We start from the raw sequence: 22,575 nt of genomic DNA on the forward strand, positions 1-22,575 counted from the left end.
ACAGTCATTACTGAAAGGTTCAAAGTACCTTCTGTTTTAGCTAGAGCTGAGAGTAAGTAGATTATCCACCAAGGAATGAGAAAAATGATCCATCCCTTGAAATATATGTTTTTTTCAGCAAGTAAGGGAAGAAGGAATGCAAATATAATCCCGACACATCCTGTCGACTGTACAAGATTGAATTGCCTTTGCATCGATGAAAGAACTCTTTTAAGTAGGCATTCACACGTTCAACGGCTGTTCTTTTTTTGTAATGTTCCTTAAATCTGTCACTACCACGCGCTGGAACTGTATATCTTCTTGGGTTATCATCGATCTTTTTCTTAAATACCTTCTGGCAGTGTCCATCGTTAAAAGGGCAGGATGAACATTCTTTGGGCTGTGTGTATTTGATCGTTTAGTACTTGGCATCGAAGCTATCGTACCGATAAGAGTGACCTTCTTTACAGACGGGACGAAAGTATTTATCCATGCCCTCTTCTTGATGTTCATTCCGACGGTTGTAATCGATGAGCGCCCTTGCACCCATGCTCTCGACTTGCTTGTAAATCGGTACGAGAGGATGCTTGGGCTTCCACTTTTTTCTCGAATAGCGTTCGATTTTCTTCAAGCTCCACTTGTTCCTTTAGCCATTGATCACGTTCACCTTTGGACTTGCGACCGCGTTTCTTCTTTGGCTCTTTTTTGTTTAGTGCTTGTGCTTCATCCTTCTTTTTTTCGGGTTGGCGATCTCTTGCTTCAACGTGAGTTGCATCTAAAGCAACAGTTGAAGCATCGATAAAACCTTCTTGAAAGGCTTGCTGGATTAACGTTTGTTGCGATTGCTGGAAGACTTCAGATGGTTGAAGTTTCTGCATAAGTCTTGTGTACGAAGCTTCACTCGGAATGCGATCAGAGCCCGTAAATCCACAGTCCGTGCTGAACTCAATGCTTCGTTTCAATCGTTTCTGCAAATCTTTAATGGTTGGAATATGTTCAACGATTCGAATGAATAACGATTGCAGCATAGCTACATAGTTGAGCTGAGTCGGTGCCCCTAAAAACGCTTTTTTGGAAACAACGCGTAAGAATGGATTGATATCTAACGTCTCAAAAAGATAACCATACGTATCTTTAGGTGACATTCTTAAAAGATCTTGCAAGGAAAACAGACTTTCTTGTTGAATACTATACATTGGGAGTTCTTCCTTTCTCGGTGTTTGGTAGTGGTACTTAACACTTCGAGATTTAGGGAGGTTCTCCTTTTTTTATGTCTTAAACACATAGATCTAGCAAGGCTTTGGAATTATGAAATTGATTCAGATATTAATAAATATAGGCGTATCGTTTAGCCAATCAAAATCATACAATTTTTCTAAAACTAGTCTTCGAATACTGAATAAGCGTTTACTACCTCAATTACTTCTCATGAGGTTTTTTTCAGGTAGTGCAGAAATTTATCTTAACTACCACACACCGATTGTTCGAGGACCGTATTTTGACAATTCTCATCTAACAGAAATAAAAGGAAAGCAAAAAAACATTACTCGATCTGAAGAATGGTTTAATAAATTAATTCAAACGTATGAAGAAACTAAATCATTTTCGTTAACTGCGAAAATGATGAATTGTGAACCTAATACAGTTGAAAAATATATTACTTTGTATATAGAAAATAACAATTCGTCAGACGTTTTCCTATCAACACTTCGAGTAGCAAAAGGTCACCAAGAGAAAAGATTAGAGCAAATCAAAAAAACTATTCTTGAGTTTATGCAAAAACACTCAAACTGTACTAGACAAGCTATTAATGAGCATATTGGAAGGGCTGATATAACTTTTTTAAAAAGGTCCGACCAAGAGTGGATTGATAATGATTTTCCAGTTCCCTTATCTCGTAGAGAACCAAATTGGGCAAACAAAAACAAGGATATGGACAAAAAGTATCTCTTAATTCAATTTTGTCTCATAAAAGTTATCAACAGTGTTCATCATTAGTAATTAAGGAGATAGAAAAGGAATTTTACAAGTTTGTTTTATAAAGAATTGCGCAGGGGGCATTTTGGTGTTTGGGTTCAAATACAGATGACGTATTACAATAAGTCATCTGTATTTGCTATTTGCTCATTTGATTGAAAAACTTTATTTTCTTGATTTTATATGAATTTCTGCCCCAAATGATGATATTAAAAAACTTTAAATATTTTTGGTTATCAAATAAATTTTAAAAAACCCTGTCAAATCCTATGGGTTCATACAAAAACTTTATTTTACTTCGTCAAATGGTTGGTTTGATTATAAGTTAGCAATTACATTAATGCCGCGTGGCAAGAGGCTTTTGCGAAGTTAGTTAGTTCTCAGGTCGATATTGATCATAGTAATAAGAGATAATACACTACGAATAAACTTCGATGCAATCAATCTCTACTTCACCGTAATGTGCGATAAATTGAATGGCATTAACGCCTTCGTTTAATGAAACGGAGCAAGAGGCCCAAAGATATCGGCTCCAATTTGCTGTGACTGGATAGCTTACTAAAGAGGTTTTTTCTTCATTGACTCTAACCATTTGTACACTTTCTTCACTTGTTCCATTTGAATACCTGATATTTAATTCATATATTCCACTAATCGGCACGTTAATTTTTTCGAATTTAATAGAACTATCCGCTTCGAGGAATCTCCCAACTTCTTCACCGCCAGAAGCATCCATACTCGATAGGATCTGCACGTTATGTAAGACAGCTTGCTCAGCTTCATATCTTATGGCATTTAAAGGCCTTGTCCCCACACGGATTTCATTGCGATTTGTTGAAAGATTCTCAACGCAGGTTGCTTGAAAGAGAATTGAATTATCCAGGCTGGTATCAAAGCTCTGACTATATCCCGCTAAATCCTGATCATACGTCACGGCCATAGGAAGCCTTTCCCAATTTCCTTCACCTAAGTTGTAATTAACGAAGAAGCTTTGACCATCTGTTTTATTGCCATCCGGGGTAATACTCCATTTGGCTGAGACAATGATCATGCCATTAGGGCCGCCTGCAGGAAACCATTTGCAATAAGGTGCCGCACCTAACCCAGCGCCATCATCCATCAAAAGCTGTGTGCCTATTTCATCGGGGTTCCAAGTTACGCCATCATCCGAGAATTTACAGTATACCGGTCCAAGATTATTAGCCATGCTCGGACGATTTACCACTTCATAGGCTGCAAAATACTTGCCATTAGGCAATTTAGTTACGGTTATCATACCAGGTCGATCGTTATTGTTTATTAGGGCTACATCATTTACCATTTCTCCCCAAGTCAAACCACCGTCCGCGGATATTCGGTGCACCAGTGCTTGGTGAATGCCATGCTTCTTTTGGCGTTCATCTGAATAATAGCATACAAGGTTATCCCATTTATCTAGACCAAAGAAAGGCTCCCAAATGGATGTTGTGTCCGCTCCCAAACTTGCATCACAAATGGCAGGTCCCCCTTGATCAACTGTACTTAAATAATTCCATGAATCTCCACAATCTTTGCTCAGATATACGGTAATTGTAGTACTGGAACCGTCTTTAGGAATACTGACACCGGATAATAATAGCGTACCTGCAGGCAAGTCTCCTAGCTGCTGTGGAAGTTCATATAATACGGGTTGATATTTGTTTCCGAAGCCATACTGAGTATCTCGGACGTGAGTGACGAACTGCCAAGTTTCTCCATTATCCGAACTTCTGTATATCGGCCAAACTGTTTCTTCATTTACATAAGCATATAGCTCTAAAGTACATAATAATGTTCCGTTATTAGCTCCGCTATTTTTTAAGCATATTATCCGTGCGTACGCTGATCCACTATCTGCATAAGTTTTTGTTGGGTCTGGGGCAATGACTAAGGATCCATTTGACGAATTCCATACATTTTTCATAAATCGTAAGCCTCCAATATTTTTATAGTAGGTCTAGGTACTTTATTGAATTAAATTTCTTCTAAACTCTGCAGGAGATAATTGCTCAAGCTTTTTGAATGTCGTAAAAAAATAATTAGTGTTTAAATATCCGACCTGTTCCGCTATATCAGCTATCTTCATGTTTGTCTCCGTTAGCAGCTTTTTGGCCATTTGAATTCGAATCAGGTTGATATAATTGGTAAATTGCTCGCCGGTTTGTTTTTTAAAGATATAGCCAAGATAACCAGGGCTGATATTAAACTTTTCCGAGACAGTCGATAAGTTGATATTTTGCGTATAAAAACGTTCAATGTAACTCTTAACTTTACTAATAATTGGACTAAAATCATCCGGTTTTCTTTCCAATAAATCGATTGCATAGTGAATCAAGCTTTTAATTTCATCCAACGACTGTGAGCTGGAGTAATTCGCAAATGTATTAATCGATATTTTGGGAAGCAAGAGGGAAAATGTCTCAGGATCGTGCAGTTTTTTGCGCAAGGCATATTTAATATGAAACAGGATTTCGATGATCACCTCCTGAACCTGTGTTGAATTATAGGTATTATTCTCCAATATGAGAGAGGCAATATTATCTACAAATCTTATGGAACGATCGCGATCTTGTTCTGCAATGGCTATTTGAAGCTCTGTCCCGTCAACAATCTCCATAATATCGTTTGCAGAATCCATGACAGCCTCATAGACTAAAACACTATTTGATGGTCGGAGCAGCTGATAATTTTGCAGCCGTTTGGCGCGATTATAGCTGGTTTGGACATTTTGAAACATCGATTCCAAGCTCCCGATTGTAACCAAAACATCTACTTTTAGTAATTTATTGATAATCTCCACACATTCCTTGAGGATTGATTTAATGTATGAAATATCTTTTTCTGAATCGTGAGAGAAAACAATGACAATATCTTCTTCTGGACTGCAAAATATTTGAAAAAGCAGCTGTTGCCCGATTATTTCACTGCAAATATTCTGAATGGCAAAGCGGAGTAGGGTTTGATGTGGGATTTTCTCACCAAGCTTACGTTCGGGATGATCCACCATTTTGATGATGGTTGTGAGATATCCGGAGGTGCCAATAGACATGTGAAGCAATCTGGCTCTTTCTAGAAATTCGCCTTTGTCGATATCACCTGCTACCCACCGATATAGAATATTATCCTTAAGGATATTCTGGCCTTGCCTGAACTCGATTTCCTTGTCAATTTCACTCTCGATTTTTTGAGCAATGGTTTGGATGGTTGATTTTAATTCGATTACGGATACAGGCTTCAGCAAATAATTTTCAATGCCGAGCTCAATAGCTTTCTTCACGTATTCGAAATCATCGTAGCCGCTTAACACGACATATTTCATATTTAGTTTTCTGGCTTTAAGTGCTGAAATTAACTCAAGCCCATTCATTTCATGCATCTTGATATCTGTTATTAGGATGTGAGCGGAACAATGAGTAAGCAGTTCAAGAGCTTCGGTTGCATTGGAACACCGGCCGATAATTTCCATGCCAAGCTCTTCCCAGTTGATTAAGCTTTGGAGCCCTTGTAGAATTAGAGGTTCGTCATCGACTATTACTACCTTGTACATCTTGCTGAACCTCCTTAATTAGCTTTGCTGGGAAAACGATGGTAACCACGGTTCCCTGATTTTTAAGACTCGTTACACTTAAACCATATTGCTTGCCAAAAGCAATTTTTATCCGTTCGTTAACGTTGGACATGCCAATGCTATCCTTAGCCGGGTTGGAATAATCCAAATGCTGTCTGATCTCTATTAATTTAAGCTCGGTCATGCCGCTGCCATTATCCTCGATTGTTACAATTAAATCCTCACCCTCCTTAATTCCCTTAAGCGTTAACTGATTGTCTTTTCGTTCAGGTCGGAAACCGTGAATAAGATAGTTTTCCAGTATAGGTTGAAACAGATGTTTAATCATCCCCAATTGCAGGATATCGGGATCTATCTCAAAGGTATAAGAAAAGTTTTCCGCATAACGGATTTTAAATAAGCTGAGATATAAATCACAAAAACCGATTTCTTCCTCGACGGTAACAGCCATTTGATCCTTAGCTGAGCTTCTGAGAAGCTTTGCCAGAATGTAAATCATATGAGCAGCGCTCTGGTCGCCTGACATAACTGTTTTCATGCGAATGGCTTCAAGCGTATTGTAAAGAAAATGCGGATTAACTTGCGCCTGCAGCGCTTTAAGCTCTGAATGTTTTTGCTTGAGCTCTAAGACATAGTAACGATCAATATAATCGACTAATTTTTCGCACATCCGGTTGAAGCTGATGGAAATTTCATCAAATTCATCCATATCGTTTTTTACAGGCAAGCGAATCGATAGATTCCCCGTTCCAATAATTTTTAAATGCTTGGTGATACGGGAAACTCTACTAGAGAAAAGTCTAGATCCTGCGAACATTAACAGGATGCAAGCGCCGATACAGCCAAGCGATATAAGAAGGATCTTGTTGCGAATTTGATTCGCTTTCGACAAAATCAGTTTCTCGGGAAAAAGACTGACGACGACATTTCCAGTCTCGGAGGATACTTCCTTATATAGGACTGTTTTTACGCCATCGATTACGGTTGAATTGCCGGATTGCATAATCTGATTAAAGTAGGGATAAGGTTTGCCATAGTATTTATTGGTAGAGTCGAAGATTAGGTCGCCATTTTTGGTCAGAATGATGAACTCGCTGCCTAAATCGTTTTGTAGTGAAATGATATTCTGGAATATTAACGGGTTGAAATCGACCAATAGCAAGCCTGCAATGTCGATCAGGTTATCCTCTTTAAGCTTCATCGAGATTGTAAAAACTAAAGGGGAGGAAGCACTGCGGTAGGTCGGGATATGTGCTCCGAAAATATCGGTATAATTGGATGAGCTTTCTCCTTTTTGCAAGGTAGCTTGATAAAGGTAGTCTTCATAATCGCTATAGGAAACAGAAGTATTGGAATATTCATAAATGCGAGAATCCTTTTTTTTGTAAACAGATATCCCGGCGATATCCGGATCACGACTAATGGCTGAGGACATATAGTCATCGAATATCCACTTTGATTCAATATATTTCAAGCTGAAGGGTTCGTACTCGGCTTGCATGAAATAATCGATGTCCTGGACAAATTTTTTATCAATCAGGGTTTGTTTCAATAATGTCGTTACGGTATCCAGCTTTGCATCGAGCAGGGACATAATTTGATGGATAATAACATCGTTATACTTTAATTCTTTCTCCTTAATAAGCGAAGTTGTGCTATTGACAGTTACATAAGACATCGTAAAAAAGGTGGCGATCGTGATTAGCATATATACCAAAAAGATCTTATTAAAATATTTTCTGCTAATAAAACGCTGATATAACAGCTTCATTTCGTTCCTCCTTGTAAACGCTCAGCATGATCTGCTTGTGTAGGAAGCAAGTATAACACATATTATTTTGGCTGATAACGCACTTGAATCAGCATTCGTGGAATCGTTACTTAATCGTAAATTTTTAAACTACTTCTCTATTGCGAGGTGGATATATAATAAAGCCGAAAGAGGAACACAAGCCGATAAGACATACGGTAATCTTAAATGGAGGAATAAATAATGAAAGCTAGAACAACTCTTTTCCTTATGGCTTTACCAAGCTTCATACTGCTGATTGCTTTCTTATATGTGCCCCTATACGGATGGATATACGCTTTTTTTAAGTATAGGCCTGGGGTTCCTTTGTCTGGAAGCCCCTTTGTAGGCTTGGAATATTTCCGGGTTGCCTTTGGAGATAAGGAAGTGCTTCTCGTCTTGCGAAATACGCTGGTGCTCAGCTTCCTAACACTTCTTTGTACGCCGTTGCCGGCAATTGGTGCGATTCTGTTATCTGAGATCCCCAGTAAGCGGTTTAGGAATTTCTTGCAGACGGTAACAACCATTCCGAATTTTATTAGCTGGGTGTTGGTCTATTCCGTATTTTTCTCTATTTTTTCAATTAACGATGGTCTACTAAATCAGTTGTTGTTTAAACTGCATTTAATTAATGATCCTACTAATTTCCTTGGGGACGCTGATATGGCATGGTATTTTCAAACTGCTGTTGGTTTATGGAAGTCACTCGGTTTTTCGATGATTATCTACATTGCAGCTATTGCGGGTATAGATCCTTCTCTATATGAAGCGGCTAAGGTAGATGGAGCAGGGAGATTTCAAATGATGAGGCATATCACTGTCCCTGGCATTGCACCGACCTTTATGGTGTTGCTGATTCTGGGCATTGGTTCCCTATTATCGGGAGGTTCGTTCGTAGGCAACGCATTTGAACAATATTTTGTTTTCAATAACCAACTTGTTACCGACAAGCTCATGGTTCTCGATTTATATGTATACAGAATCGGCTTGCAGTTCAATGATTATTCTTTTTCCATTGCCATCGGCATGACTAAAACGATTGTTAGCTTGATATTGCTATTCTCTGTAAACTGGATTTCCAAAAAAATAAGAGGACAGTCGATCATCTGAGGAGGGTTGTTATGAGAACAAATAGATCCGTAGGTACCATAAGCTTCCATGTCTTGAATTATTTCTTTCTAAGCCTCTTTGCGTTTATATGTGTTTACCCTTTCTACTATATCTTCATCTATACGATTAGTTCACCTGAGGATGCAGGGAGAGGGATTGCTCTTCTGCCTGTCCATCTCACGCTAAGCAATTATAACCTGATCTTAAGCAACGATGGGATCATCTCGGCTTTTATTATTTCTGCATCGCGGACCCTAGTCGGCACAGTAATCACTTTATTTTTCTGTACGATCTTTGCTTTTGTTATGACACATAAAGAAACCCTGTTTCGGACCTTTATGTACCGCGTGACAATTGCTAGTCTGTATGTTTCCGCTGGATTGATTCCGTGGTTTCTGGTGATGAGAGCCTATGAGCTTAACAATAACTTTCTATTATATGTGCTTCCCTCGGCGATGTCAGGCTATTTTGTTCTTTTGATTAAGGTATATATTGAACAGCTCCCAGCTTCGCTGGAAGAGTCGGCTGTTATTGATGGGGCAGGCTATTTTACTGTGTTCCTGAAAATTATTATACCTCTCAGCATGCCTATACTAGCTGCTGTCGGGGTGTTTGCAGCCGTAAATCAGTGGAACTCCTTTTTTGACAATTTAATTCTTGTTGAAAACCCAAAACTGCAAACGCTGCAGTACTTGCTGTATAGAGTGCTTGATCAATCTGAAGCACTTGCCCGGCAATATCAAAGAGGCGAGACATCGACCCTTTCTGCAGCAGGTCAAGCCATAATTACACCGACTGCTGTAAAGATGACAATCACCATGGTTGCGACAATACCCGTTCTGCTGATTTATCCGTTTTTGCAGCGTTATTTTGTCAAAGGAATCTTATTAGGTGCAGTTAAAGGGTAAGAAATGTTCCTTGAGAGGGGGGATTATGGCAAGAGGCTTGGTTTAGATATAGCTTTATTGTTATTTGGAGATACAATACAAAGAGGAGGTTTAAGTATGAAATTCAAAAAGTTTTCAGTCGTGTTAAGCATGTCTCTTGCCATTATTATGTCAGTATCGCTAATTGGGTGTTCAAAAAGCTCCTCAACAGCAACGGAATCAACGAAAGTAGACTCATCTACTGCACCTGCAGCGGTAACATCTGATGCACCTGCACCAACGGCAGCTGCGGTAGCAAATGATTGTACCCTAAAGCTATGGGGCTTTAAATTTAATCAGAGTATTGACAGTCCGGGAGTTCAGACAGATCCTGTTTCCAAAGAAATCGAACGGGTTGTAGGCTGTAAAATCGAGCTTTACCCGCAAGAAAGCGAAGACCTTTTCTCAACTAAGCTGGCAAGCGGCGATATGCCTGACGTCATGGGTGTCAATCGCAAATTTGTGCAAAAATTATTGGATGCAAAAGCAGTCCTTCCTTTAGACGAACTGGTTAAGCAAGCGCCAAACGTTTCGCAGTTTGATAAAATGCTTAATTTTGACAAAGAATTTTTGAGCGATGCGGATCATAAGCTCTATTTCATAACAAGAGCGCCAGAGGATTATACGCTTAATTTGGACGTAGGTATGTATCTACGTTGGGATTATTACAAGGAATTGGGATCTCCACCAGTCAATAACGTGGATGATTATATAAAAGTATTGTCGGACATGGTGAAGAAACATCCAACGAATGATAAAGGCAAGAAAGTCTATGGTCTTTCGCCTTGGTTCGACTGGGGAATGTGGAGCTGGACAACACCTGGATACCTTAACGGGATGTGGAATAATGGTCTAATTGATTATGACATGGCTGATAATATGAAGCCGCTTTCTGTAGTAACCAATGAAAATAGCAGCTACTGGACAACAATTGATCTATTTTACAAGGCTAAAAAAGCAGGTATCTTAGACCCGGATTCCTTTACTCAGAAATTTGACAATTCGATTCAAAAAGGTCGGGATTTGCAGGTTGTAGGTGGTCTTGGAAACTTCTGGTTTAGCGATCCAAACAAAGTGTTTAAAGATGCTGGCGAGAACAAAGGCTTCATGGCCATTCCTCCAAAAGAAGGAACTAAAGCTAGATGGGGCGGTTATTGGCAGCCGCTCGGAGCGGATTCGCATTATGCGATTTCCTCAAAAACCAAATATCCAGAGCAAGCGATGAAGCTTTATAATTACCTTTATTCGGTTGAAGGTTCAAGAACCATTAACAATGGTATTAAGGGTAAAGATTGGGACGATGCAGGCGGTAAGCTGACAGTTACTCCGGAAGCACTGAAAACAATTGATGATAAAGATGCAGAAATAAAAACGGGTATCAGACGCTACAAAGATATTTTCCCAGGACTTCCAGAAAACTTCCGCGGAGAGTATACAAACCTCTTTAAATTGCCAGAGTTTACGATTAATAATTATTCCCCGCTTGAAAAAGAGTACTATGCGGAGTTAGGTGTTACTGGAGCGGCAGATCTGTTGCAAAAACGTGTAGAAAATAAGGTTGCCAATACGGCAGTATTGTTGCTTCGTCCGTTACAACCAGACGATTTGAAACGGATTGACGACAAGATTATGGACTATATGCTAAAAGCAGCTGTGAAAGTTGTGCTGGCTAAAGATGATGCTGAATATGCAGAATTAAAGCAGAAAACGATTGAAGATATCAAAGGCATGGATTTCGATAAGTCCTGGAAATACTGGGAAGGCATAACTTCAACGATCAGCGATTATATTGCAAAAAATGATTTGAACAGAAATCCGGATACGAAGTAATTTAATTTAAAACAAGGCACCCCTTGCAAGCTAAGGATGGGAGGGGTGCTTTGTTTTACCATGACTTATTTGCTCCTATAAAAAAATGATTTGGAGGAATGACAATGACGATAGATTTAAACAGTAATAGAGGCAACAGCGTTTATCGAAAGGAGCCACAGCTCCCCATACTATTACAATCGAACGCTTTACAAGTTTCATATGACTCACAGGATGGTTTGCCTTATCAATATCTAATGAAGGCAAACAACAATAGCTTTTGGGGGGAGCCTTACGGCGCACCAATGGAAGTGACAATTTGTCAGCTCGATCCACGCAAATTTCTCACAACAGCTATTTCCGTTTCTAAATTTGAGAAGAACGAAAATATAATCGATTTTCATTTTGAGACATTTTTTGAAGCTGCTATTGCTGTTTCTTTTGTAATCCGCTATACGCTTGAAGCAGCAGCACTAATCGTTACCCTTGAGGAGGTTTTGGAGCATGCAGGATATGAGCTGATTGAGGTATCCATGCCTGGACTTGTCAGTGTTCGCGAGGATGAAGATGGTGCTTGGCTAGCCCATGGCAATGAGGGAGGCAGTCTTGTTACCTTGAAGGAGGCTGAAATCGGTGCTCTTCCGGAAGACCCTTATTTTGGAAAAGTCCTGGCTGCTTTACCCGTTGTCATGGCCGGGAATAAAAATGGTGCCTGTGCGCTTGAGGTGCAGTCTTTTCTAGATGGTACATTATTGCAAGTGGATGCTCAGAATGATCAGCGTATTGCGCTGCTCGGTACGGTAAAAACCTATCGCGTCAATGGCAGCCAATCTTACAACTTGAACGATGGCAATCAACGTAATTCCGGTAATGATCGTACACCAAACTTATTAGCAGAACAAAAATCCATTTGCCGGCTAGATTTTATTGGAGACCATGATGGAAACGGTAAAGTTGATTGGCTGGATGCGGCAAAGCTGGTTCAGGAGCGGATGCCCCGCATTCCCACTGATTATTATAATGATAAGCTGCTTTATTTAATTGGATGCGATAACCCAATGTTTGAAAAGCCGCGGACTACCTTTGCACAATGCGAAGAACTAATTAGCGGAATTTCCATGCTAACGGACAACGCCCCCCAGATTGCCTATTTAGCGGGCTTTCAATATGAAGGACATGACACTGGATATCCGGCTGTCGATAAAGTTAATGCACGATTAGGTGGGTATAGCGGTTATTTGCAGTTGAAGTTGAATGCAAAAGCTCATAACTGCGTGGTTAGTCTGGATGACAATTATGACGATGCTTACATGACAAGCCCGCAGTGGGATGAAACGATTATTGCAAGACGTCCAGACGGGGAAATATGGAAAAGCCGAGTTTGGAGTAAGGATGTCTCTTATATTATTGGCCTCAGTAAATATATGAAAGCTGCTGCCCCGCAGCGCGTTCGTTTTACTAAAGATTATTATCAGCTCGAAGAAACAACTTTGATTGACGTGTTATCTTGGTTTGCCATCAAACATGATTGGGATCCCGAGCATCCGGCTAGTGGTGTCAAAAATTTCTTCGAAGGCAGAGTAAAGCTTTTTGATGAATTTGCGCAATATGGCATCAACGTTGTTTCGGAGCAATTGCGTTATCCATGGGTTGGTAAGATGTCCCTTAGTGTGGACGGGGTTCATGGGGGCAAATGTCCATTCGGTGGTCAACCTATCCCTTTACTGCCGCTGATCTATAAGCATTCGGTGATTTATGGAGGGGAGCCGGGTCCTGCTCCTAAGGATCCAGGTTCAATCCTCTTTTATAATAGTCGTCCAGGTCCATGGTTTGGAGCCGATTCTGAATATGAGGATATTACGGATTTCTATTATTTAAATCTTGTACCCTGGATGAAGCTGCATGCCTTGGATATCGAGACCTTTGAAAGAATTGGGGAGCTTGCATCTATCGGACTATCAGGCGGTGGCCTTATAAAGGTGAATGAGTTTCAGAAAACTCATGAGGCGATTTTGGACGGTGTTACTATTCTCAAGGATAGTAGTTTGACTTGTGCACTTGACGATAAAAGAATCGTATTCTACTCAACCGAAGAACGTGAGCTGGAATATCCGTTACCTAGTCACTCTACAATTATAGAGACTCAAGCGTTGTTTTCAGACCGCAGCGAAACGTATCCTTATCGATTAGAGCATAAAAAAATTCGAATCAAGGTGCCCGCACGCCGCCCTATCATGATTTATTTAGGATAAAGGAGCATTCAAATGGGAGCAATCATGGTAACAGCTAAGATTTCCAATAATTATGAGCAATTAGGCATAGATACCATGGCGCCTAGGTTCTCATGGGTAATAACAGATAGTAATAGAGACGAGATACAAACGGCTTACCAGATTATCGTTGCTTCAACGGAGGTTAATCTAGATAATCATGTGGGTGATCAATGGGACTCCGGTAAAATTACATCCAGAATCCAGCATGATGTGTTGTACGAAGGGTCTTTACTGGAAAGCGCTAAAAAGTATTGGTGGAAGGTAAGAACGTGGGGCAGAGCTAATAACGCAGGCAGCTGGAGTATGAACTATTCCTTTGTTACGGGCTTCATGGAAATCGAGCATTGGACAGCCAAATGGATCCAGGATAGTGACAGCAGCAACAGCTATGCAAGTCCACTTTTTCGTAAATTATTTAATTCAACTAAAGCAGTAAAACATGCATTTGCTTATATATGTGGATTGGGTCAATTTACCCTTTATTTAAACGGAGATAAAGTAGGTGATCATGAGCTTGATCCTGGTTGGACTAATTATGATAAATCTTGTCTCTATGTAACCTTTGATGTGACCAAAGAAATTAAATTAGGTGCAAATACGTTAGGCGTAATACTGGGTAACGGCTTCTATAATGTGCATGACAGCCAAGGCAGATATTCCAAATTGAATACCGATTTTGGTCCTAATCAACTGATTTGTGAGCTGCATATCGAATTTACGGATAATTCTGTGTTGAAAATAGTAAGTGATGAATCATGGAAATCTGCTAAAAGCCCAATCAGTTATTCGCATATTTATGGTGGAGAGGACTATGATGCAAGAAAAGAATTACCAGGCTGGAATAGTGTGGAATTTAATGATTCAGAATGGGATCAAGTCGTTGTGGCTGCTCCAGTTAATGGAAGGCTTACCTCCCAAAAGCAGCCTCCTTTAAAAATAATGCGCACCTATTCGGTTGTTAATATTATGGAGCCGCAGCCTGAGCTATACGTTTACGATTTAGGGATAAATTTTTCTGGTTTTTTTGAAATAGTTGTGCAAGGAAAAGCAGGTCAGTCCTTGCGAATTCTCCCCTCTGAGAATTTGAAGCCAGATGGAACAGTAGATCAAGAGTCTATCGGAGCTATCCAATATTGCAGTTATACATTAAAAGGAGAAGTTGTTGAGACCTGGAGACCGATGTTCTATTATTCGGGTTTTAGGTACCTCCAGATCGAAGGAGCCAGTTGGATAAATGCTGATTTGAAACCTACTATTATTAATGTTAAAGGGTTGAATATGTACAGCGCTGCCAAGCAAACTGGTCAATTTAGCAGCTCCAACGAAAGCTATAATGGCATTCACCAAATGCTTATGCAGTCTTTCAAATCTAATTTACAAAGCGTGCTTACTGATTGCCCGCATCGTGAAAAACTGGGATGGTTGGAATGCAGTCAGCTTTTGGCAGATTCATTTGCCTATAATTTCGAGATTCATGCCTTATGGTCCAAGATTGCACAAGATATGTCGGAAGCCCAAACAGCTGATGGCCTTGTCCCTGATATAGCACCTGAATATACGGTTTTTGAAGCGGGATTTCGTCAATCTACGGGTTGGGGAAGCGCGGCTATCTTAGCCCCATGGCATATCTATTGGATTTATGGAGATATAACGATTTTACAAAGGCAATATGACACCATGAGCAAGTATTTGAGCTATCTGCTGTCCATTGCTAAGGATAATATTATTGAGATTGGACTTGGAGACTGGGGAGGAATTCAAGCTTGGAATACGGAGCTCGTTGAAACAACCCAATATTATCATGATATCGTTATTATGAGCCAAATAGCCGAGCTGCTTGGTTATACCGAAGAATCAACAGAATATTCTAAGCTTGCTTTGCAAGTTAAAACTTCGTTCAATGAGCAATTTTTTAATTGGGAAACAAGCTGTTATTCTCCTATAACACAAGCGCATGAGGCCATGCCATTAGCATTAGGACTAGTTCCTGCAGGCTACGAACAAAAGGTGTTGAAGACCTTGCTCGATGATATTAGCGCAAATGGAAATCATGTTCAAACGGGAGAAATAGGACATCGGTATATGCTGCAAGCTTTATCGGATCATGGCTATCATCAGGTAATTGATCAGATCATAATGAATCCAACTGCCCCCAGCTTCAATTATTTATTGAGTCTAGGAAAGACATCGATGCCTGAATACTGGGACGGCAGCTGTTCACAGCAGCATGCTATGATGGGTCACGTTGAAGCATGGTTTTATAATACGATCGCAGGGATCAAGCCGCTAAAACCAGGTTATGAAGAAATTAGCATCAAGCCAACGGTTATCTCTTCCCATACATCTGCCTCAGCTTCTATCGAAACTATCAGGGGGCTCGTTTGTTCTAGTTGGACTAAAACAGCCAGCCAGTTTTTGCTGGATGTTACCATACCAGTTAACAGTAAAGGGATTGTATATCTTCCTATATTCCATTTTAATAACTTCTCATTAAAAGAAGGCAGAAAACTAATAGAGCCGGATAGTAAAAAGATTGAGTGCAGTACTGGAGTTACTTGGAACAGAATAGAGGACAATCATTTAATCCTGAATGTAGGTTCAGGCAATTATAATTTTATTTTGTCGCAAACTGAAATATAGAACAACCAAGCGCTTAATTTCAAAGGAGATGAGATGAAATGGCAATAAATTTACCCTTTAGACAAATACATTTGGACTTTCACACCAGCCCTGAAATCGAGAATGTCGGTTCAGACTTTAATGCAGCTGAATTTACGGCAGCCTTGGAAGCTGCGAGTGTCAATTCCATAACCTGCTTTGCGCGATGCCACCATGGCTTTATCTATTATGACTCCAAGGCTTTTCCTGAAAGAGTACACCCGCATTTGAAGAATAAGAATTTACTTAAAGATCAGATTGAAGCTTGCCATAAAGTCGGGATTCGAGCACCGATTTATCTAACCGTTCAGATGGATTATTATACAGCAGAAGAGCATCCAGAATGGCTGTCTGTTAATGGACGAGGAGGGCCGATTGGAATTGCAGTTGATCCAAATGGGCGACAAGTGGGTGCTGAACCTTTTCAAGCACCATTTTACCGAAAATTGTGCATCAATTCTCCTTATAAAGTTATGCTAAAGGACATGGTTAAGGATATACTCGAAAATTTAGCTACGGACGGGCTATTTTTTGATATATTGTGGGAAACGGACTGCTCCTGTAAATACTGCCGTGCTTCGATGCTGGAATTAAATATGGAACCTGCTAGAGAAGAGGAAAGAAGAGCGTTTAGTATAATCCTCATTAATGAATTCATTCGTGATATGACAGCTTTTGTAAGAAGCCTTAATCAGGATTGCAGCATCTATTACAACAATGGAGAGGTTGGACCTGGACATAGAGAGGCACTTCCGGGATTCACCCATCTTGAATTTGATGTATTGCCGGGACAATTTACCTCCGGATATCTAAAAGCTAAAACAGCCGCACTGTTTAATCGGACACTTGGACCTGAGTATATCGCACAAACAGGAAAATTTCATATCAGCTGGGGAGATTTCCATTCCTTTAAGAACAAGGAGGCACTGGAATACGAATGCTTTCATGCGCTCGCTCTGGGTGCCAAATGTATGATCGGCGATCAGCTTGACCCCTCTGGAAAATTAGACAAGCATGTCTATGATTTAATTGGTCCTGTCTATCAAAAGGTTGAAAAAGTAGAGCCTTGGTGCATAGGTGCTAAGCCAGTTACTGAGATAGGTATCCTTTCTACTAAAGAATTTGGCGGGAAAGAGAGCTCGGTTATTGGTGCTGTGCGAATGATGCAGGAGGCTGGACACCAGTGTGATATCCTTGATTCACAAAGTGACTTTTTACAATACCAGGTTTTAATTCTCCCAGACGGCATTATTATGAGTGATGATTTGAATAAGAAGCTAGAACATTATGTGGACCTTGGTGGTTCGCTGATTGCTTCATTTGAATCCGGTATGGATCAAGCGAAAAATGGATTTATGCTCAAATCTCTGGGAATAAGCTTAATTGGAAATGGCCCTGTGGACATGGAAACGGGGAAGCTTGTAAGAGGTGTAGTATACGGAAACAGCGAATATGCGGATTACATCATGCCTAAAGGGAAGATTGGTAAAGATCTGCCAGAGACTGTGCACGTAATGTATACGAAGTGTGTTGAGGTTGCAGCCATGGAGAACGCTGAAGTGCTTGCTGATGTGATGGAGCCGTATTTCTACAGGACTTATAAGCACTTTTTCTCACATAGACAAGCGCCGTCTTCGGGTAGAGTTGGATCAGCAGGAATTGTAAAGCAGGGAAATGTGATTTATTTCGCCCATGCTATCTTTGATATTTATACTAGCTTTGCTCCCAAATGGTGTAAAACCTTGCTGCTGAATGCGCTAGACATCCTATTGCCAGAGCCATTGTTGAGACACGATGGCCCCTCAACGATACAAGCCTACATCAATGAACAACAGGCAGAAAATCGATGGGTTGTGCATTTGCTGCATTATATTCCACAAAGAAAAGCGGAGTTCTTAGAGGTTATTGAAGATACGATTCCTATCTATGATATTAAGGTTACTATGAATGCTCCTAAGCAAATAAAAGCAATTCAATTGGTTCCAGAAGGGACTGAGCTGGACTTCACAATAAAAAGCGCCACAGTTGAATTTGTAGTTCCTTGTATAAATGGACATCAGATGGTTTTAATTGAGTTCTAAGAGAGTGTATTTTGCTCTCGATATTGATTGGGCGAAATGCCGTAAGTTTTTTTAAATAAAGTAAAGAAGTAGGTGGTATTAAGGACGCCTACTTTTTCACTGATGACTGTAATAGGGTCATTGGTATTCAATAGCAGCTTTTTGGCTTCCTCCAAGCGGATGTTCTTCAAGTAATCATTAAAGGACATCTGGGAATGGCTGCGGAATAACTTACCTAAGTAGCTGGGTGTTAACTGTGCATTAGCAGCGATGGTTTCAATGCCTAAATCAGGCTCGTGATAATTCTTTTGCAAATAACTGCAAATGGAATCGATTAAAGCCGTTGTTTTTGAGATATTTTTATTTTCCGTAAGGGTCTGAATTAAGCGGCAGAAGCTTTGCAGTAAGAAGTGGATTTCCTGTAAAGTTTCCTTCTGGTGCAGTTGATTAACAGTATCATAATATTCCTTAGAATGCTCTTGCATGATATTTAAAGCACCATCGAAATCCCTCATTAGTGAATTAAGCAGCTGGTTGGCGCAAGATAAGGCTTGATAATAGGTCATTTCCTTCATAGCTTTAACAAATTGATCGAGCGCCTGCTCGGTCTTATCGGCATGGCTCAAGCGCAGCGCTTCGTTTAATTTCTTCTCAGCAAGGTTTGGATATAGGCTTGTATGATTTTGAGGGTCCGGAATCATTTCCTGATGAATGATCGATTGATGTCCATAAAAAAGACGGTATTTAGCATATTCCTGAGCGGACTCAAAAGACAGATGGATCTCATTTCTTAAGCTGACAGAATCTCCAACGCTAAATGAAATCGTAAAGTTGAAATAAGAGCGGATGACTTCCTGAATTTCGGCAAGGGTAATCAGAATGTGGGCAGGAACTGTAGGCGTCCCCAGAAATAATAAGATAGCTATGTTTTTTTCATCCATAACAATCGTTTCATTGTTGACATGCTTCAACAGCAGTTCGTTACTGATATTGCAGATAGAGAAACGGAACAACCCTTGTTTCTTTTGGTTATGCTGTTGATGGAAATCATCATAATTATCAATTTGTGCTAAAAGCACAGTGTAGTAGGGACTTGTGAAATAAGCGTCAATATTGGATTGGATCACATGTGTGCTCGATAGATCCTGTAGAGTGCCTTTTAGAAGATGTTGAAGATACGCTTTCTTAAGCACAGGCAAGGACTGTTTGATTTCTATATCAACGGAGCTTGCTTGATCGATTACGTTGGAAAATGCTTCAGATAAAAGTGCAAATTCGTTGCGGTTCTGCTCTGTGCCGGGAGTGGTATTTCCGGAAGCGGCATAAACCTTGCTTATCAAACGGCCTAATGGATTATAAAGCCGGTTAGCGGCAAAATAAGCAAGCAGGACACCGAGTAGGATAATAACTAATGCCAGCAGCCAGGTAAAGTTTTTTAATGTAGAAATGTCTGAGATCAGCAGATTGTAAGGCTTGACGCTGACAAAATACCAATTAAGCTCATTTGATTCCACAAAGGTGACAAGCTGTTTTCTACCTTCAACTTCGGTAACGAAATGATCCGATTTTTTAGTGGAGTTAAGGATCTTTTGAATATAAGGCTTAGTGGCGAAGCTTTGCATGAAATCTTCCGAATTGGTATGGGAGAGAACCAGTCCTTTTTCATCCATCACAAAGACATCGTCACTGCTGCTGCGAATGGACTTTATCGTATTTAGGATGTATTGCTCATTCACATGAATGACTATGGCACCTTTGTAAGCGTTAGTTAGTGCATAGTTGGGACGTAAAATAAAGGTAAGGATATGGTCTTGCGTGCTTGATAATGAGAATCCAGATTGGAGCTTCTGAGGAAAAAATCCGATAAATTGAACGTTTCGAGTTCCAGTGATCCACTCTTTTTCCTTATCATTCAATTGATAAGGGGTCCCGGCTGTGTTCAAGTACCGTTTCGTATTGTCATTATAAACACCGATATATTTAATGAATGGATAGGCGGATTGAATGTCTAATAGGATATCCATCGCATCGCGGTCTTCAATTTGATCATGCTGCGGCTTTCTTAATACTGTAATAATGCGATTGTTATTCAATAGATGATTTCCGATGGTCTGAATTTGTCCTTGTATAATACTGGAAGTATAGCTGGTTTGGCGCAGCATGGAAATCACGTTATTGCTGATGGTCTCCTCGGTTTTGGTAGCAAAGAAAAAATATAATGTGCTACTTACAGCGACGACTACTAAAGCGACAAGCAGTACAAAATAAACCAAAAGATTGCGGTAAACAGAGTAGCGGAATAATTGGTTCCATTTCATCGTTCATAGCCCCCTAATTTTATTATTCTAGAATATCCCCCTCTGATAAGCAATGATCTCAGCTCCGACTTTAAAAAATCAAAGCCATACCGAAAAATTGTAGTGTCCAAATCCCTTGATTTTAAAGGCTTTTTGAAAATGTTGACTACACAGCTTAGACATAAACCAACATACTGAGAATATCAAAGCGAAGTTAACAACAACATAAGGAGGGAAACGACTTTGAGCCAAACTAAGGCAAAATCGAATAGAAGATATACATTGATTACAGATATTCGTAAAAATCCAATTTCTTATTTACTCGTATTACCCGCAGCGCTCTATACTCTTATCTATGGTTACCTGACGTTGCCCTACATGATCATTGCCTTCCAAAAATTTAACTATACGAAAGGTATTTTCCATAGTGAATGGGTAGGATGGAAGAATTTCGAATTCTTTTTCCACTCAACAGCGGCCATCATGGTTACTTGGAATACTATTAAGCTTAACTTCCTTTATATCCTTTTTGGGACAATTGTGGCGCTGATGTTTTCGATTTTATTAAATGAAATTCGTTCACGTTGGTTCAAGCGTGTTTCTCAATCTACATTGCTGTTTCCCCACTTTCTGTCTTGGATCATTATCAGCTATGTGGTTTATAGCTTGTTTGCAACCGAGCATGGGCTCATTAACAATACGTTGGAATCACTTGGGATGGAGCGGTTTAACTGGTATGCCCATCCAAAGCCATGGACGTGGATATTGGTTGGTCTTAATGTGTGGAAAGAAACCGGGATGTCGGCGGTAATCTATCTGGCAGCGATTTCAGCCATTGATGATTCTTTATATGAAGCAGCGAAAATGGACGGGGCTAACCGTTGGCAGCAAATCAAATCTATTACCCTTCCTATGCTCATGCCAACCGTATCGATTCTAACGCTTTTGGCCATTGGGAGAATTTTCTACTCTGATTTCGGGATGATTTATTCCATTATTGGAGACAATGGGATGCTTTATTCAACAACCGATGTTATTGATACGTATACTTTCCGCACCCTGCGTATCTCAGGTAATCCGGCTATTGCTATGGCGATTGGGTTTTATCAATCCGTGGTTGGTTTCGTGCTTGTGCTTTCAGTAAACTGGATTGTTAAGCGATTTAATAAAGATAACGCTATGTTTTAGAGAAAGAGGTGAATCTATTGAAAAAAAATGATTTATTCCAGACTATTAACGGTATTATTGTCACGTTATTCGCATTATTATGTACGCTTCCCATTTTGCTTGTTTTGATTGTATCTTTTTCAGATGAAAATTCCGTTCTCAAAAAAGGATATAGCTTTTTCCCGAATAAATTTTCGTTAGCAGCTTACAAAACCGCATTCTCAAGTAGCGATCAGTTGATTTCAAGCTATATGGTATCGATCGGTGTAACGGTAATTGGGACTTTGGCGGCTGTCCTCATCACGGGAATGGCCGGATATATGCTGGCAAATCGTCAGGTAAGATATCGCAATATGATCGCGTTATTTTTCTTCATCACCATGTTGTTTAATGCAGGTCTCGTGCCATGGTATATGGTAAATGATTTGCTAGGCTTTAAGAATAACTTCCTAGCGCTGCTTATACCCTCGCTATTATTTAGCCCATTTAATTTATTTCTGGTGCGAAACTTTATGCAAGGGCTGCCTGAAGCCTTATTGGAATCAGCGAGAATTGAGGGAGCCAATGATGGCTATATCGCTTTTCGTATCGTTTTCCCGCTTTCCATGCCTGTACTTGCAACAGTGGCTTTGTTCTATGGGCTTGGGTATTGGAACAATTGGTTTAACGCCATTATGTTGATCGATAAAGAAAGCTTGTACCCTCTGCAATATTTATTGTACAAGCTGCAATCCGAAATCAGTATGATCAACCAGATGCAAGGGATATCTAGTACGGGAAATCTAACCGTCCCTAAGGAATCTTTTAAAATGGCAATCGCGATCATCACCATTGGTCCTATTGTTTTACTTTATCCGTTCTTGCAGCGTTTCATCATCAAAGGTCTTATTGTCGGTGCTGTTAAAGGTTAATATATCGCTGAAAAGCTTTATATATAATAATGG

At 40.0% G+C, this 22,575-nt stretch carries 13 protein-coding genes and 1 pseudogene; 9 read left to right on the forward strand and 5 right to left on the reverse strand.

Annotated elements, in window-relative coordinates; genetic code table 11:
- Positions 1–61: 61 nt before the first annotated feature.
- Positions 62–1,175 (reverse strand): annotated as a pseudogene (locus tag EHS13_RS09690) (transposase).
- Positions 1,176–1,287: 112 nt separating this feature from the next.
- On the opposite strand from EHS13_RS09690, the gene EHS13_RS09695 reads away from it, so the two are divergent.
- On the forward strand, positions 1,288–1,977 hold the full coding sequence (locus tag EHS13_RS09695; RefSeq protein ID WP_155700144.1) for a hypothetical protein: 690 nt from the start codon (positions 1,288–1,290) through the stop codon (positions 1,975–1,977).
- Between the two features lie 397 nt (positions 1,978–2,374).
- Here the strand turns inward: EHS13_RS09695 and EHS13_RS09700 are convergent, their stop codons facing one another.
- Genes EHS13_RS09700 through EHS13_RS09710 form a run of 3 tightly spaced genes read right to left on the reverse strand, consistent with a single transcriptional unit; the run spans position 2,375 to position 7,313 of the window.
- On the reverse strand, positions 2,375–3,898 hold the full coding sequence (locus EHS13_RS09700) for an exo-alpha-sialidase (RefSeq protein WP_155700145.1): 1,524 nt from the start codon (positions 3,896–3,898) through the stop codon (positions 2,375–2,377).
- A gap of 42 nt (positions 3,899–3,940) precedes the next feature.
- A complete protein-coding gene (locus tag EHS13_RS09705) occupies positions 3,941–5,521 on the reverse strand; it encodes a response regulator transcription factor (RefSeq protein ID WP_155700146.1) in 1,581 nt (526 codons plus the stop codon).
- Positions 5,496–7,313, reverse strand: coding sequence for a sensor histidine kinase (locus EHS13_RS09710; protein ID WP_155700147.1), 1,818 nt, complete (start codon positions 7,311–7,313; stop codon positions 5,496–5,498). The genes EHS13_RS09705 and EHS13_RS09710 overlap by 26 nt, the downstream gene beginning before the upstream one ends.
- Positions 7,314–7,535: 222 nt before the next feature.
- On the opposite strand from EHS13_RS09710, the gene EHS13_RS09715 reads away from it, so the two are divergent.
- The 6 genes from EHS13_RS09715 to EHS13_RS09740 all read left to right on the forward strand — a co-directional run bounded on the left by EHS13_RS09715 (position 7,536) and on the right by EHS13_RS09740 (position 18,188).
- Positions 7,536–8,441 carry an ABC transporter permease subunit gene (locus tag EHS13_RS09715; RefSeq protein ID WP_227013867.1) on the forward strand — a complete coding sequence of 302 codons (906 nt, stop codon included), beginning with the start codon at positions 7,536–7,538 and terminating at the stop codon, positions 8,439–8,441.
- An 11-nt stretch (positions 8,442–8,452) separates the two neighbouring features.
- Complete coding sequence (locus tag EHS13_RS09720; RefSeq protein ID WP_155700148.1) at positions 8,453–9,349, forward strand: carbohydrate ABC transporter permease; 897 nt, start codon at positions 8,453–8,455, stop codon at positions 9,347–9,349.
- Between the two features lie 96 nt (positions 9,350–9,445).
- A complete protein-coding gene (locus EHS13_RS09725) occupies positions 9,446–11,197 on the forward strand; it encodes a type 2 periplasmic-binding domain-containing protein (RefSeq protein WP_155700149.1) in 1,752 nt (583 codons plus the stop codon).
- Between the two features lie 104 nt (positions 11,198–11,301).
- Positions 11,302–13,428 carry an endo-alpha-N-acetylgalactosaminidase family protein gene (locus EHS13_RS09730; protein WP_162463037.1) on the forward strand — a complete coding sequence of 709 codons (2,127 nt, stop codon included), beginning with the start codon at positions 11,302–11,304 and terminating at the stop codon, positions 13,426–13,428.
- A 12-nt stretch (positions 13,429–13,440) separates the two neighbouring features.
- Positions 13,441–16,089 carry a family 78 glycoside hydrolase catalytic domain gene (locus EHS13_RS09735; protein ID WP_155700151.1) on the forward strand — a complete coding sequence of 883 codons (2,649 nt, stop codon included), beginning with the start codon at positions 13,441–13,443 and terminating at the stop codon, positions 16,087–16,089.
- A gap of 38 nt (positions 16,090–16,127) precedes the next feature.
- Positions 16,128–18,188: an alpha-amylase family protein gene (locus tag EHS13_RS09740; protein ID WP_155700152.1), complete on the forward strand. Its 2,061-nt coding sequence runs from the start codon at positions 16,128–16,130 to the stop codon at positions 18,186–18,188.
- Here EHS13_RS09740 and EHS13_RS09745 read toward each other — a convergent pair.
- The gene (locus tag EHS13_RS09745; RefSeq protein ID WP_155700153.1) at positions 18,185–20,485 is read right to left on the reverse strand and encodes an AraC family transcriptional regulator; all 2,301 of its coding nucleotides are present in this window, start codon (positions 20,483–20,485) and stop codon (positions 18,185–18,187) included. The genes EHS13_RS09740 and EHS13_RS09745 overlap by 4 nt on opposite strands.
- Positions 20,486–20,707: 222 nt before the next feature.
- On the opposite strand from EHS13_RS09745, the gene EHS13_RS09750 reads away from it, so the two are divergent.
- Complete coding sequence (locus EHS13_RS09750; RefSeq protein ID WP_155700154.1) at positions 20,708–21,652, forward strand: ABC transporter permease; 945 nt, start codon at positions 20,708–20,710, stop codon at positions 21,650–21,652.
- A gap of 8 nt (positions 21,653–21,660) precedes the next feature.
- Complete coding sequence (locus EHS13_RS09755; RefSeq protein ID WP_227013868.1) at positions 21,661–22,542, forward strand: carbohydrate ABC transporter permease; 882 nt, start codon at positions 21,661–21,663, stop codon at positions 22,540–22,542.
- Positions 22,543–22,575 lie beyond the last annotated feature (33 nt).

Origin of the sequence: Paenibacillus psychroresistens, assembly GCF_009728935.1 — a bacterium.
Lineage (GTDB): Bacteria > Bacillota > Bacilli > Paenibacillales > NBRC-103111 > Paenibacillus_AC > Paenibacillus_AC psychroresistens.